This window comes from Pseudotenacibaculum sp. MALMAid0570, assembly GCF_040151415.1.
In the GTDB taxonomy this organism is placed as follows: domain Bacteria; phylum Bacteroidota; class Bacteroidia; order Flavobacteriales; family Flavobacteriaceae; genus Polaribacter.
This window is the reverse complement of the sequence record NZ_JBDKWF010000049.1, coordinates 385098-400259: the sequence shown is the minus strand read 5'-3', so window position 1 is coordinate 400259 and position 15162 is coordinate 385098. Positions and strand designations below refer to the sequence as shown.

Below are 15162 nucleotides of genomic sequence, written 5' to 3'. Positions count from 1 at the left end.
GTAATAATAGTTTTTTTAGTTTCCTCCTAAATTATATATAAAATTAAATCCTGCGTTTATTGACTGTCTAGGGAATGTTGTTGAAATTGCATATCTAGACGTTTGATGATTGTAATAAAACGACGCTGTTAAATTACTACTTAATCTATAATCTGCCGTTAGTTTTAACGAAAATAATTTTTGCCCACCACTAATTTGGTTGTTATCTTCTGCTACAGATCTTATAAGTGTTATATTATCTCTTAGAGAAAGGTCGGCTCTAAGATTTATATCTCCTTTTAGCGTTTGTTTTTTTCCTGTAAAAGAGGTCTTCATTTTTACATCTTTAAACACATATCCGAATCCAAATATATATTCAGTTCCTTTGATATCTGTTAAAGTACTATTATTGAAATTCATTGTAAGTGTTCGATCTCTTTTTACTTCTCCTTTGAAAGAGAATGAATTTTTCATTTTCATTTCTACTTTTACCAAAGGATTAAACTCATCAATTAATGTTGCAGCTGAAATAAGAAGCTCAGGGTTGTAATTGCCACTTAAAGGATTTACTCCTCCTAAAAGCTCTGTTGTATCGTATTGCAAATTACTTGTATAGTTTGACACTGTATATGAAGATCTATATCCGTGCGTTAAGCTAAAACTGTTAAAGTTCTTTTTAAACCATTTATATTTCATCAACCCAGTATAGCGAATCGTCCAGTTAGGAATTGGGATATCTCTAAATGGGCCCAATTTAACTTTGTTAGGGTCTTTTCCAGAATAAGTAGCAAGAAATGCCGGTAACAATACTTGCTGGCTATTTAGTCCGAAAGCTGTTGGATCTGCAGTTGGGTTTTCTGTAATCAATCTCGCAGCAATTCTATCTCGATTTGCTCTTAACTCTTGAAATAATTGATCTCCGTCTTTAAATGCTGTAGAGAACATCGAGTAACTTGTGCTGAAGTTTCCACTAACAAATGCTGGGATATCAGGGTTTATAATTCCGTTTTGATTATTTAAGTCAATCGGATCTGGAATGATATCTAATTGTTGTGAAAGGTTTCTTGTTCTAATTTTATTTCCAGTAATTTCTATACTGAAGTCTTTTACTGGTTTTAAAGAAAATCCGTAATCTAAATTATTTCTATGCGTTCTGCTATAGGTTTTATCAAAATAATCATCATTTGTTCCTCTTGGATCCACTAACCAACCGCTGTTTAAGGCTCTATTTCTGATGTCTATCTGACTTCCAAAAACAAATCCTATTGATGGCGCTAAACCTCCTCCGAAATTATCTCTTCCTAAAAACCCAACTTCTGGTTCATACCCCGGTAATAGTTGCCCATTGTTTTCTGTATAACTAAGATTTACTGTTTTTACGGATGTTAGTACATCATAAAATCCTTTGAGTATTTTTTGCCCAACTGATTTCTTATCTCTTTTAGAATTAACCTGACCTGGCGCTTTTGGCGCTCCTGGCAATCCTGGATTGGTTGATGATGACTTTTTCTTTACAAATAAGCTCTCTAACTTAAGATCTCTGTAGAGTCTTGACATATTAAAAGACCCAGTTATATTGTGATTGTTTGCATTCTGAATTAAGTTTCCGATCTGATCTCTTATTTGTGAATCTTGAGATGTAGCACTCCAATCAAACTCAGCTGTATAAGCATAGTCTGCAGAAATAAAATTTAAATACGGAATTTTATTTAGCGGGATTCTATAAGTAGTTGTTAGTTTTTGATTGTAATTCGTAGGTCTTCCAATGTTAAAGAAATTATCAAAAATCTCTAGTTCTTCATTACTTCCAAAAGCATCATAGATAAAACTATTTGTTGCATTGAAAGTTACATTTAAAGATTTCGTAAAGTCAAAAGCTACTGTATAATCCCAATCAAACAAGAAACGTCTTTGAGTTAGTTTAGGCTGTGCAGATAACCCTTGTACTAGATTTCTTGATTGTTGCTCATTAAAACTTCTATTAATTCTAGAATTTACCGCAATGTTTTTTGGAATTGGATTAAAGTTTAAATCCTTAATCAATTTTAGATACCTGCTTTTTAAGAGTTTTGTCTTTTTGAAAGGTTCAAAGAATTTTGGCTTAAAATTAAAATTATAAGATGCAGAAGCGGTTACATTTTTATTAACTGCTCTTTCTATGTTGTAATCACGATGTACTTCTTCATTAAAAGCATACGATACAGATAGATTTTCTACATCATAAAACTTCGGTTTTTTTGAAGATTCTGGGTTTCTATTTTTTCTAACATTGATAAAGCTTATGCTTCTTCTTTTGGTATAATCTCTTGAAACATCGGTTCCTCTTGGAGTTCCATCACTTAAGCCTGCTGATTCAACTTCTTTTAATTCTACATCTTGGTATTGAGGATCAAACTTCGGATCGATAAACTGTTCTCCAATGCTATAATTCATCGGAAGTTCTACGCCCCATTTTTTAGGCATCATTTTTCCTAAATTGATGCTGGTTGAAACGTCGTACTGTTTTGATTCATCTAAAGATCTTTGACTTACTCTGTCTTCTACATTTCCAAAACCTACAGTTTGCATTCGACCTGTCATAGAAACGTTAGCAACATCAGCGAAATTAGCATCGGCGCTTACTACAGCTGCCCAACCTCCATCATTATCAAAACCAGAAGAACGTAATTCATTGAACCAAATCTCTGCGCTTTTATCTAAGTTTGAGTTATTGCGAACTCCTAACATTACAGTTCTTATTTGAGACAACGTTGGGTTTCCTTTTACTCTTAGAACTAATTGCGTTGGGTCTGTTGCTCCAGAAGCTGGGTAAAGTTCATTAATAGGCTCATTAGCTACATCTCTAGCTAGTTTTAATTTTCCTAACTGCTCTAAAGTTGCATCTAAATTATTGGCTTCTGGCCATACGTCTAATGGAACTAAACTTCCGTTTGGCGATACTTTTAAAGGAATCTCTAATTGATAAAAGTTATCGTTTAAATCGGTTCCTAAACGAACTATAGCAGACAATTCATCGTCAGTTACACCACCTACTAAAATTGGTTCTGCATGGATAAACATTTTTAATTGTTTGTACCTACGTAAATCAATGCTAATGTTTTTATAAATCGCTCTGATCTTGTTTTGTGGCAGGTTATTTACCTTTAGCGAAACCGATTGTTCATTTTGTTGTTGAACTGTGGTGCTTCCTTGTAATCTTTCTCTTATAATTCCTGGAGGCAATACATATCTACCTTCATTTTGTTCTATATTCACAACCCCCACTTCAAAATCATTCAACTCAGCTTGTGTAAGTTCTTGATCTGGATTTATAGCTGGGTCTAAAGTTCTCGTGTAACGTCTCCAATCTCCACGTACCAAATCTAATTCTCCAAAACGTAATACAACTGGCATTTTAAATTTTGTTAGGTACATTCTGATAAAACGAATACTGTTAAAATCAGAGATGTTATTGATAGGTGTTCCGCTACGGATTGGGATTCTAAATTGATACCAACGAGCTGTTTGCGTTGCTCCGTTGTTTAATGTTACCTGAGTTTCTTTTTGATCTACAATAAAGTTTTGACCAACTACTAAATCATTTCTATTTAAAGATACTTTGTATTCAAAATAGCTCTCAACAGTGTTCATCGTTTGATCTCTATTAATGTCTTCTACATCTGGATATGTTGTAGAGGATGTTGGAAAAGACTCTGTAGATTGATTTAATGTAGGTGAGTTTCCTTGTGTATTGTTAAAGAGTTTATAACGAGTAATAATTGAAGCGTCTATAGCATCTAACTCACTACCTCTATAGTAACGGTAGTTATCTGAGGCTGGATCTTGTAAATTGGCTAGAACTGGCGAAATATTTTGTACTAATGCAAGTTCTTCTGCATCTGTAAAACCATCCAATCCTATATCTTGATTGGTTCTTGAAGCATCGTTCTCATCAAAGGCATAAATAATAGACGGATTTGTAGGAACTTTACCCCAAACTGTAGATGTTGTATTGAGTATAGATCCATCAATAGGGAGTCCATTTTCATACATCTTACGATTGTCTTTTAAAATATCTTCCGAAATATTTCCAAGGTTAAAATATAATTCTCCAACTTGATTTGTAGGATCTTGTGGGTTAACTCCTGTTGGTAATCCTTCTGCGTTAGTGATTGAGTAATTTAAGTAAGGATCCATAACCCAAAATTGGATATACTCAACATTAGCCTGCTCAAAGTTGTTGGTAGTTAAAGGCCTCATAATTCCTGCCCAACGATCTTCTGGGTTTGTAAATGTAGTTGGGTTATTTGGGTCTACAATATTGTTTGTATCAAAATTATAAGGTCCTCTTTCACTTGGAAAATATGCCAAATCTAAAGTTCTTACTAACGTTTGCTGAGTTACATCTAATTCTTGATTTGGGAATAACTCATCAAAGTTTACTTGTCTTGTTTCGTCTCTTGACAATGCATCTGCATCAATATTACCAGGAGTATTTCCAGCTCCATAAAAAATAGGATCTATATTATACCAAGCTAACCTAGCTCTTTGTTCATTATACCTTATGTCATTACTTAAATTTCCATTAAACCCTGGAAAGGTAGGTGTGTCTGGTGTACTTGCCGTATACCATTGCAAAGGAGTAAGTAAGCTAATGGGTATTTGAGATGCTTCAAAATCATCTACATAAGCGGTTGCAGAACCAGTTACATCAATTCCGCTTGGCGATCCCGGAATTAGGTAAGCCATATCTGCTCTTACAGATAGATTTGATGGAACATCTGTATCTACAAAAGGCAGTTTATTTGCCCATTTTGTAAACAAAGGCATTTCTGTTGAGAAATCTAAGTTTAATCCCAACATTGTATTGTTGATTGGTTCTGAACCAAAATTCACCTTTGGAGTTAAAGGTCTTTCGTTAACATTTAAAACGGTTCCTCCTAAAATAAAATTCTCGTTAAATCGGTGTTCTATATCAACACCCATAAACGTTTTTCTCTGTTGATTAAAAACAGAATTATTTTCTGTAGATACTTGAATAGGTATCCCAGAAGATTGTAATCCTGGATCTAAAATCTGTACTTTACCAGCAATATAATCTACTACAAAATCTACTCCTTCTACCAATTGTCTTCCTCCAGCCGTAACTTTTACAGATCCTCTAGGAACATTGTATGCATTTAAAGGAATTCCTGTGCTGTTTTGAGATTTGAAGTATCCCTTTAAAAGGAATTTATCCTTGTTCTGATTGTTGTTCTTTACATTAATTTTGGTATCTAAATATAACTCGTCAAATACAAACGTATCAATGTCTGATTGTGCTGTTAAAGAAGATTCTAATCCGTTACCAAAAGGTTGTGGATCGGGGAATATTACATATCCATTTTCTGAATTTACGGTAATTCCTTCAACATAATCAAAATATCCATCTGGTGTTTGAAATTGCGTTTGATCTAACTTATCCAAGTTCATTACTTGTAATAAAGGAGTATTAGCTATTCCTGTTGTGGCTGCATTCTGTAAGGTGTTAGATGGGATTCCTGTTTGATCATCTCTGTATTGAATTTCAAATCTAAAACCGTTAGGCTCTAATGGGTAGGCTCCTAATGCATATACATTCTTCATCATCAGGTTCCATGTAGGGAATGGTTCAACTCCACCGCTACCATTGGGTCTATTTGTTGTTAAAATTTCACTACGAAGTAATTTTACCGCTAAGTTATCTGGTGCTTCGATTCCATCATTAGAAAATTCTCCAACTTTAAAACTCGCTTGTCCGTTTGAAGCTCCTACAACTGTATATTCGTATGCAACTGCTAAAATTTCACCGTCATTTAATCTTCTATTTAATGAGATAAATCCTAATTGTGGATGCAATGTATACTCGTTTGGGTCTAACTTTCTCGCATTTTGCAACAAGCTATAGTCTGTTCCTTGTTGCATATTAAATGTTGTTAATAATGTATTATCAACAGTTGCTATATCTCTAATTCCATTTGTAGGTGTAAGAACAGATGAAATAATATTAGATTCATTCGTAGGAATGTTAACCCCGTTTACAGAAACAACGTTGTTTGGTGTAATATTAGAATTTACAAGGTTACTAGTTCCTGTTTCTCCAATATCGGCTAAGGCTACAATACTTCTAAAGTCTTCAACAGAAGCATTTCTATTGGTAATCCAAACCTCAATTCTTGTAATATTGATAGGACTACTGATTAATGGATATTGACGTAAGGCTCTGGCATAGTTTTCTCTAAAATATTGTGATAAGAAAAAGTGCCTGTCGTTATCATAATCTGTGGCTCTTAATTCAAATTCTTGAACAGAGGCTCCTCCTTCAGCAGTTACTGTTCTACTTTCAGAGTTTTGCTGAGAGAAAACCGCGGTAATATTCGTTTTCCCAAATTGTAATTTTGTTTTAACCCCAAATAAACTTTGCGATCCGTTAATTAAAGAGTTTTTAATTGGCATGGTTACATTACCTGCTTCAATTCCTTGAATGATATCGTCTTCAGTAGGGGTATATTCTAATTTAATTAGATTTTGAAAATCAAATGTTGATTGTGTATCGTAGTTCGCAGTTAATTTTAGTCGTTCTCCAATTTGAGCTGTAATCCCAGCATTAATTTGCTGATCAAAATCGAAGGTAAAGCTACTTCTATTTTGTTCGGACAATTGTGGATTGTCTGTATTCTGGTAAATAAAACCTAGTTTAAGGTTAATGCTTCCCGTAGGAGTTACTTTAATTTTGTTTCCTCCAAAGACAGATTCAAAGAATTTAGAATTTACATAATATGTTGGAAGCAAATCCTTTTTTGCAGCTGCATTTTTACTATTTCTTGCACTGATTTTACTCTTAAAGTATTCGAGCATATCTCTTTGCAGTCTGTACTTTTTATATTCTTCAGGAGTCATGAAGATTGGAGTTTTGATATAATACTCTCCAACCTTTTCTACAATTACATATTTGTTAAGTTCCTTATCATAAATTACCTCATACTTTGAAGGGTATTTTAAGAGTAAGTTCCCTGTTTGATTGTGATTAAATTTGTATTTAAGATCTATCGAATCCTTTTTTACAGGGACAGAATCTTTCTTAACATTATTTGTTTGCGCTGAAATAAAATTTGTTGAGCAAACAAATAACAAAAAACATATAATGTATTTGTATGATTTAATCAATTGATTATAAACTCTTTAATGCTTTTTTAATTAACAGTTCTACTGTTTCGTCGGGGGATTCTTTTAGAATAGCAGAAACTACCTTGTCTGATTGTTTTCTGTTAAACCCTAAAACTTCTAATGCAGATAACGCTTCTTCTTTGTTGGTATTGTTCGTATGAACAGAAACTTCATCAATTTCAAAGGTCTTTAAGATTTTATCTCTTAAGTCTACTATAACACGTTGCGCTGTTTTGGCTCCAATACCCTTAACAGACTGTATTAAAGCTACATTTTCGGATGCAATGGCATTTTGAATCTCTTCAGAAGTCATTGATGACAGCATTGTTCTTGCAATACTAGGTCCAACTCCAGAGACAGAAATTAACAATCTAAAAACTTCTCGCTCTGTTTTAGTAATGAAACCATACAAGGTATGTGCGTCTTCTCTAATAGAAAGATGAGTGTATAAACGAATGGCTTCTTCATCAGAAAGTGAAGAATAGGTTTGTAATGAAATATGTAATAAATATCCAACTCCTGAGCAGTCTACTACTACATATGTTGGATTTTTCTCAACAAGTCTCCCCCTTATTTGTGTAATCATTTCTCTTTATCAGATTTCTAAAGTAAGAAATTATTTGTTTTGTCTTTGTTTTTGTTGCGCGTCTACTACAGCAACTGCTGCCATATTTACCATTTCATCCACACTAGCGCCTAGTTGTAATATGTGAACAGGTTTTTTAAATCCTAATATAATTGGCCCAATGGACTCAGATCCATCAATTTGTTTTAGCAATTTATAGGTAATATTTGCCGATTCTAAATTTGGAAAAATTAGAACATTTACTTTTTTGCCATTCAACTTAGAGAAAGGAAATTCTTTTGCTAGCATTTCTGGATTTAATGCAAAATCTGCTTGCAGTTCTCCATCTACAACTACATTAGGAAAATGCCTATGTATGTATGATACCGCATCTTGAATTTTCTTAGAACTCTCTGAATTTGATGATCCAAAATTGGAAAACGATAGCATAGCAATATTAGGTTTCATCCCAAACATTTTAGCAATCTTATAGGTCATCTGTGAAATCTTCGCTAAATCTTTTGCTGTAGGATTGATATTGATAGTTGTATCTGCTAAGAACATCGGTCCTCTTTTGGTTAGCATCAAATTTGTTGCTGTTATTCTTGTAACACCTCTATCTTTTCCAATCAACTCTATCATTGGCTTAACAACTGTTGGATAAGGCCTTGCATAACCCGTAATTAAGGCATCTGCTTCTGACTCATTTACCATCATTGCAGCAAAATAATTACGTTCTCGCATCAATTTTCTTGCTTGGAGCAGTGTAATTCCTTTACGTTGTCTTGTTTGCCAATACTTCTCTGCAAAACGATTTCTTCTTTCTTCTTCTTCGTCTGTTTTTGGGTCGATAATAGGAACATCAGCATTAAATCCTAATTCCTGCTTCATTTCTAAAATCACTTCTTTTCTTCCCAATAAAATTGGACGACCAATTCGTTCTTCATGAACTCTTTGAGCTGCTTTTAACACATCTAACTGATCTGCTTCTGCAAAGACAACACTCTTTGGGTTTCTTTTAGCTCTGTTATGAAGTAGTCTGATTTCTTTACTTCCAATTCCTGATCGATCCATTAACTCTTCACGATACTTGTCCCAATCTTCAATTGGTTCAGAAGCTACTCCAGAATCTATTGCTGCTTTGGCAATTGCTGGAGGTATTTCATAAATTAATCTTGGATCAAATGGTTTTGGAATGATATAGTCTTTTCCGAAAGATAGGCTTACCTCATCATACACGATATTTACTTGTTCTGGCACAGATTTCTTAGCTAAATCTGCCAATGCATGAACAGCTGCCATCTTCATTTCTTCATTAATTTTTGTTGCTCTAACATCTAAAGCTCCTCTAAAAATAAAAGGAAACCCTAACACATTATTTACTTGATTAGGATGGTCAGAACGACCAGTAGCCATTACAATATCATCTCTTGTTGCGCAAGCTAAATCGTAGGATATTTCTGGATCTGGATTTGCCATAGCAAATACAATAGGATCTTTTGCCATAGACAACAACATCTCTGGTGTAACAACATTTCCTTTAGACAATCCAATAAACACATCTGCATTTTGCATAGCTTCTTCTAATGTGTTGATGTCTTTTTCTGTTGCAAATTCTTCTTTCTCTGGCGTAAGGTTATCTCTATCTTTTCTAATCACTCCTTTGCTATCGCACATGACGATATTTTCTTTTTTCGCACCGAGTCTTAGGTATAATCGAGTACAGGAAATAGCTGCAGCTCCAGCTCCGTTTACAACGAATTTAGCTTTAGAGATATCTTTCTGAGTAATTTCAATAGCATTTTTTAATGCAGCAGCAGAAATAATTGCTGTTCCGTGCTGATCGTCATGCATAACGGGAATATCTAATTCTTCTTTTAGCCTTCTTTCAATTTCAAATGCTTCAGGAGCTTTAATATCTTCTAGATTAATTCCTCCGAAAGTAGGTGATATTGCCTTTACTGTTTCTACAAATTTATCTACATCTGTTGCATCTACTTCAATATCAAAAACATCAATATCTGCAAAGATTTTAAACAACAGTCCTTTTCCTTCCATTACAGGTTTAGAGGCTTCAGGACCAATATCTCCTAAGCCTAAAACAGCTGTTCCATTTGAGATTACTGCAACAAGATTGCTTTTTGCTGTGTATTTATAAACGTTCTTTTTGTCTTTTGCAATCTCTAAACAAGGCTCTGCTACTCCGGGAGAATACGCTAATGATAAGTCGTGCTGCGTTGCGTATTTCTTAGTAGGAACAACAGCAATCTTACCTGGTTTTGGTTTTGCATGATATAATAGTGCTTCTCTTCTCTTCCTCGAATCACTCATGATTTAGTCGTTAGTTTGTGACTTACAAATATAGGCTTTTCGGCAAAAGATAAACGCTTTATATCAATCTTTTAAAAACTGGATATTTCTAGTAAATCCGCTGAATTTTGTTCTTTTTACTGCTGATTTTTTAAAGACTTTTCTGAAGGTATCTTCTGTAATCTCTTGCCAATCTTTTTTTGTCATCTCTAGCAATTCTTTTTTGGGTTGAAAAAGAGGTTCGGAATGCGCTTTAGAAAAACGATTCCAAGGACAAACATCCTGACAAATATCGCAGCCAAACATCCAATCTTCAAAGGATTTTTTTAATTCGTTGGGAAGATTATCTTTCAACTCTATAGTAAAGTATGAAATGCATTTGCTACCATCAATTGTTGAGTTTGGTAAAATGGCTTCAGTAGGACATGCATCAATGCATCGAGTACATTCACCACAATGATCTGTTGTAAAAGGTTGATCATACACTAACTCTAAATCAAGTATCAACTCAGCTAAAAAGAAAAAAGACCCTTGTTGTTTCTGAATCAGTAAGGTGTGTTTTCCATTCCAGCCCAAACCTGCTTTTTCTGCCCAAGCTCTTTCTAAGACAGGAGCTGAATCTACAAATGCACGACCATTAACCTCTCCTATTTCCTCTTGAATCGAATGCAACAACTCTCTGAGTTTATCTTTAATAACATGATGATAATCTTCTCCGTAAGCATATTTAGAAATATGATATGAATCTTCTCTTTGCTGAACTTCAGGATAGTAATTATAACTTAAAGAAATAACCGATTTAGCCCCGTCTACTAGAAGCGTTGGATCTAATCTTTTATCAAAATGATTCTCCATGTAATACATCTTTCCATGATAATCATTCTGCAACCAAGATTCTAATCGAGGTGCTTCCTTCTCTAAAAATTCGGCTTTAGCAATACCACAATCTAAGAACCCTAAGCGTTTGGCTTCATTTTTGATAAACTGCGAGTATTGTTTTGCTGTGTTCAATAGAAAGATTTATGCTTTCAAAAGTACAGAAAAAACAACCTTTTGTTAAAATATGTTGTCATTACATTTTAAGACTTTATTGTAAGTTGTTTAACAAAACTTAAAGAAGATCGTCTAAATACAAACTCTATGTTTGTCGACTCAACTATTAAACTATCATATGAAAAGAATTATTACCCTAATTATTTTTACAATTACCATTGGAAGCTTTGCTCAGATTAAAGGAAAAGTAACAGATACTGATGGAAATCCGCTTTCTTTCGTAAGCATTTATTTAGATAAAACAGTTACAGGAACTACCTCTAATGACAATGGAGACTATGAATTGGATTTGAAAAAAACTGGAAATTACACCATTGTTTTTCAATTTCTTGGTTATAAGACTCTTAAAAAATCTGTGAATGTTCAAAGTTTTCCTTACACTTTAAACGCAACTTTAGAAGAAGAAAAGGTTGAGTTAGATGAAGTAAAAATATCTACAACTGAAAATCCTGCCAATGCCATTATTAGAAGTGCTATTGATGCTAAGGATAAAAACACCGATAAATTAGCTGAATATACTGCCAGTTTTTATTCAAGAGGTTTATTTAGAGTAAAAAATGCTCCAGAAAAAATCTTAGGTCAAAAATTGGGAGATCTTGGTGGTGGATTGGATTCAACTAGAAGTGGAATTATTTATTTATCTGAAACAATGTCTGAAATTGCTTTTCAGAAAAGACCTCGAAATTTTAAAGAGAAGATTATCGCTTCTAAGGTGAGTGGATCAGATAATGGAATTAGTTTTAACAGAGCAGAAGACGCTACAATAAATTTCTATGACAATGCAGTAAATATTGCTGAAAATAAATTAGTTTCTCCTATAGCTAATGGCGCTTTTGGTTACTACAGATATAAATTAGAAGGAACATTTTATGATAAAAATGGAACTTTAATTAATAAAATTGCTGTAACCCCTAAGCGTGATGGAGATCGAATTTTTAAAGGGTTTATCTACATTGTGGAGGATGATTGGGCTATTTATGGAGTAGATTTAATTACTTCAGGAAAACAAATTGGAATTCCCATGATTGGCGACCTTCGATTCAAGCAAGATTATAATTATGCCGAATCTAACAAAGCTTGGGTATTGATTTCTCAAACCATCGATTTTCAATTTGGATTCTTAGGTTTTAATGTAGATGGTAGATTCTCTGCTGCTTACTCAAAATACAATTTCAATCCTAGCTTTGATAAAGATACTTTTACCAATGTAATCTTAACTTTTGAAAAAGATGCTACAGAAAAAGACTCTGTGTATTGGAATAACTTAAGACCAGTTCCATTAACTATGGAAGAAGTAAAGGACTACACATTAAAAGATAGTATTAAGACTTATCGTAAATCAAAAAAGTATTTAGATTCTATAGATGGAGTGAATAACAAGTTTAAAATCATGTCACTAATCTCTGGTTTCAATTATAGAAACTCACATGAAAAATGGTCTTTTAATTACAGTGGTTTGTTAGATGATGTTTCTTATAATACCGTACAAGGATGGAATCTATCTTCAAGAATTAGCTATTTTAAAAGACAGAACGATAAAGGGAAATGGTGGAATGCTGGAGTTCGTGTTAATTATGGATTCTCTGATAAAGAAGTAAGGCCTGTTTTCTACTTTAATAAGGCTTGGAACAATTTTGAGAGACCTAGATTAAGTATTTCTGGTGGAATTACTACTCCACAATTTAATGGTAGGAATCCGATCTCTCAGATCAACAATACTATTTACTCTTTAGTTAGAGAGCGTAACTATATGAAGATCTACGAAAAAACATATGCGAGAATTGCTTATTCACAAGAAACTGCTAATGGAGTTTATATGAGTTCTTCTTTAGAATACGCCAATAGAAAACCTTTGTTTAACACTACAGATTATGTGATGTTTGGTAGAGATGATGTGTCTTTTCAATCAAACAACCCAATCGATCCTACATCTAACACAGCGCCATTTAATGAGCATAGAATATGGACGTTCAATCTAGGGGCAAATATTGTTTTCGGGCAGAAATATTTGATGTATCCAAACAGTAAATTTGGAGTTGGAAATCCGAACTATCCTTCATTATATCTTGGGTATCGAAAAACTTTTGGAGCCGATAATTCTCAATTCAATTCTGACTTATTCCTAGCTCGATTGCGTCAATACATCTCTTTAGGAAATGTAGGAAATCTTCAATATAACATCCGTTCTGGAATTTTCTTGCAACAAAAAGACATTCCTTTTATGGATTATTTACATGCCAATGGACATCAATTAAATCTTGCTCCAACCAGTTATGTTGATAGCTTTGGTTTATTAGATTACTACACGATGAGCACTAATGACAAATATGCTGAAGCTCATATTCAACATAATTTTAAAGGATTCTTATTAGGTAAAATTCCTTTGATTAATAAGTTGAACTTCCACTTAGTAGCTGGAGCTAAAGGATTGTTTACAGGAGGAAGAAAGCCGTATTCAGAATACTCAGTAGGAATTGATAATATTGGATTTGGAAAATGGAGGTTTTTACGAGTTGACTATGTTCGATCTAACTTTAATGGAATTAAAAATGATGGATTCTTATTTGGAATTACATTATTTGATTAACCCAGAAAAGAAGTATCTTTGATTTCATGAAATTGAAGGTACTTCTTTTTGGAATTTCAACAGATTTGGTTGGAGCGAATTCATTAGATATAGAATTCTCTGAAAACAAATCTGTATTAGAACTTAAAAAAACGCTTCAAGACAAGTTTCCTCAAATGTCTGAATTGAATTCTTATGCTATTGCTGTAAATGAAAGCTATGCAAATGATCATACTCAGCTAAAGGAAAACGATGTTGTTGCTATCATTCCTCCTGTAAGCGGAGGTTAATCTCTCAAGTATTTTTTATCCACGTAAAAAGTTCCGAAAGGAATGATAGATGCCAGCAAAACAATTCCAAAAGTTTTGCCTTTCCACTGCATTTGATCTTTAATTAAATAGGCAATTACAATATAAGCCACAAACAATAACCCATGTGGCATTCCTAATAGTTTTACATATTGAGGATCGTCTTGTAAATATTTGATGGGTGTGGCTACAAACAATAAAAGCAAGTAAGAAGTTCCTTCTAAAAAGCTAATAATTCTGAAAAAAGTTTTCATAAATAGATTTAAAATTGTCATGTTGAGCGCAGTCGAGACCAAAGACCTCTCGATTGCGCTCGAGGTAACATAAATTTGACTGCAAAGATACGGCTCAATTGCCTATTTTTGTAATGTAATGAGCAATACTTCTATAAAAATTACTGCCGAAAAATTAGACTTAAACGAATGTTATACTTTCGTAACTGATGACACTTGTGGAGGAATTGCTGTGTTTGTAGGAACTGTGCGAAATAGCACCCAAAACAAAGAGGTTACTAAACTTGATTTTTCTACGTATAAACCTATGGCGATTAAAGAAATGCAAAAGATTGCCAATCTAGCTTTGGAGAAATTTGAGATCAAAAAAATTGCTATTCATCATGCTGAGGGTTTATTGCAAATAGGAAATGTTCCTGTAATTATTACCGTTTCTGCGCCACATAGAAAAGCTGCATTTGCTGCTTGTCAGTTTGCTATTGACACCTTAAAAGAAACGGTTCCTATCTGGAAAAAAGAACATTTTTCTGATGGAGAAGTTTGGGTGAATGCGCATCCTTAGTCTAAATAATAAAGAATTTTAAAAACCTGTTTTTTAGTTAACTCAAAATTATGATCCATCTGAGAATTATGGTATTCTTTATTGATTTGGATTGCATCTTCATTTTTAGCTTTTAATAATGAATCTTCTTTAGTAATAAAGTTAACCAAGTAGTTTTGTGGGTATCTATCATTTATGTTTCTTAATAGATTTGGTTCTGATTTTTCTCTATGACAAGAAGCACACAAAATTTTAAATAATTTTCTTCCTTCTTTTGCTTTTTCATCTTCTACTACATCCACAACACCACATACAGGAACTAAATCGGATTGAGATGAATTTAATTTCAAAAAATAGTCATAATTAAAAAGAACAATAATCATTACAACTGCCATACCATATGATAGAAGTCTTAACCATCGTAATCTTTTTTGTGATTCCAT

At 33.5% G+C, this 15162-nt stretch carries 9 protein-coding genes; 3 read left to right on the top strand and 6 right to left on the bottom strand.

Annotated features, from left to right (window positions below; all coding sequences use genetic code 11):
- Nucleotides 1-15: 15 nt before the first annotated feature.
- The 4 genes from sov to queG form a co-directional block, all read right to left on the bottom strand.
- A complete protein-coding gene (gene sov, locus AAON49_RS12185) occupies nucleotides 16-7143 on the bottom strand; it encodes a T9SS outer membrane translocon Sov/SprA (RefSeq protein ID WP_502942973.1) in 7128 nt (2375 codons plus the stop codon).
- A 4-nt stretch (nucleotides 7144-7147) separates the two neighbouring features.
- Nucleotides 7148-7729 carry a Holliday junction branch migration protein RuvA gene (ruvA, locus tag AAON49_RS12180; RefSeq protein ID WP_349554956.1) on the bottom strand — a complete coding sequence of 194 codons (582 nt, stop codon included), beginning with the start codon at nucleotides 7727-7729 and terminating at the stop codon, nucleotides 7148-7150.
- A 30-nt stretch (nucleotides 7730-7759) separates the two neighbouring features.
- Complete coding sequence (locus AAON49_RS12175; RefSeq protein ID WP_349554954.1) at nucleotides 7760-10039, bottom strand: NADP-dependent malic enzyme; 2280 nt, start codon at nucleotides 10037-10039, stop codon at nucleotides 7760-7762.
- Nucleotides 10040-10102: 63 nt separating this feature from the next.
- Entirely contained in the window at nucleotides 10103-11029 is a 927-nt protein-coding gene (gene queG / locus AAON49_RS12170) for a tRNA epoxyqueuosine(34) reductase QueG (RefSeq protein WP_349554952.1), read from the bottom strand.
- Between the two features lie 160 nt (nucleotides 11030-11189).
- Here queG and AAON49_RS12165 point away from each other — a divergent pair, with 160 nt between their 5' ends.
- Together AAON49_RS12165 and AAON49_RS12160 are read left to right on the top strand one after the other, a co-directional pair.
- On the top strand, nucleotides 11190-13658 hold the full coding sequence (locus tag AAON49_RS12165) for a DUF5686 and carboxypeptidase regulatory-like domain-containing protein (RefSeq protein ID WP_349554950.1): 2469 nt from the start codon (nucleotides 11190-11192) through the stop codon (nucleotides 13656-13658).
- A gap of 26 nt (nucleotides 13659-13684) precedes the next feature.
- Nucleotides 13685-13927 carry a MoaD/ThiS family protein gene (locus AAON49_RS12160; protein WP_349554948.1) on the top strand — a complete coding sequence of 81 codons (243 nt, stop codon included), beginning with the start codon at nucleotides 13685-13687 and terminating at the stop codon, nucleotides 13925-13927.
- On the opposite strand, the gene AAON49_RS12155 is transcribed toward AAON49_RS12160, so the two are convergent.
- Nucleotides 13924-14199 carry a DUF3817 domain-containing protein gene (locus AAON49_RS12155; protein WP_349554946.1) on the bottom strand — a complete coding sequence of 92 codons (276 nt, stop codon included), beginning with the start codon at nucleotides 14197-14199 and terminating at the stop codon, nucleotides 13924-13926. The genes AAON49_RS12160 and AAON49_RS12155 overlap by 4 nt on opposite strands.
- 118 nt (nucleotides 14200-14317) lie before the next feature.
- Between AAON49_RS12155 and AAON49_RS12150 the strand changes: the two genes are divergently transcribed.
- On the top strand, nucleotides 14318-14740 hold the full coding sequence (locus tag AAON49_RS12150) for a molybdenum cofactor biosynthesis protein MoaE (protein WP_349554944.1): 423 nt from the start codon (nucleotides 14318-14320) through the stop codon (nucleotides 14738-14740).
- On the opposite strand, the gene AAON49_RS12145 is transcribed toward AAON49_RS12150, so the two are convergent.
- A complete protein-coding gene (locus AAON49_RS12145; RefSeq protein ID WP_349554942.1) occupies nucleotides 14737-15162 on the bottom strand; it encodes a c-type cytochrome in 426 nt (141 codons plus the stop codon). The genes AAON49_RS12150 and AAON49_RS12145 overlap by 4 nt on opposite strands.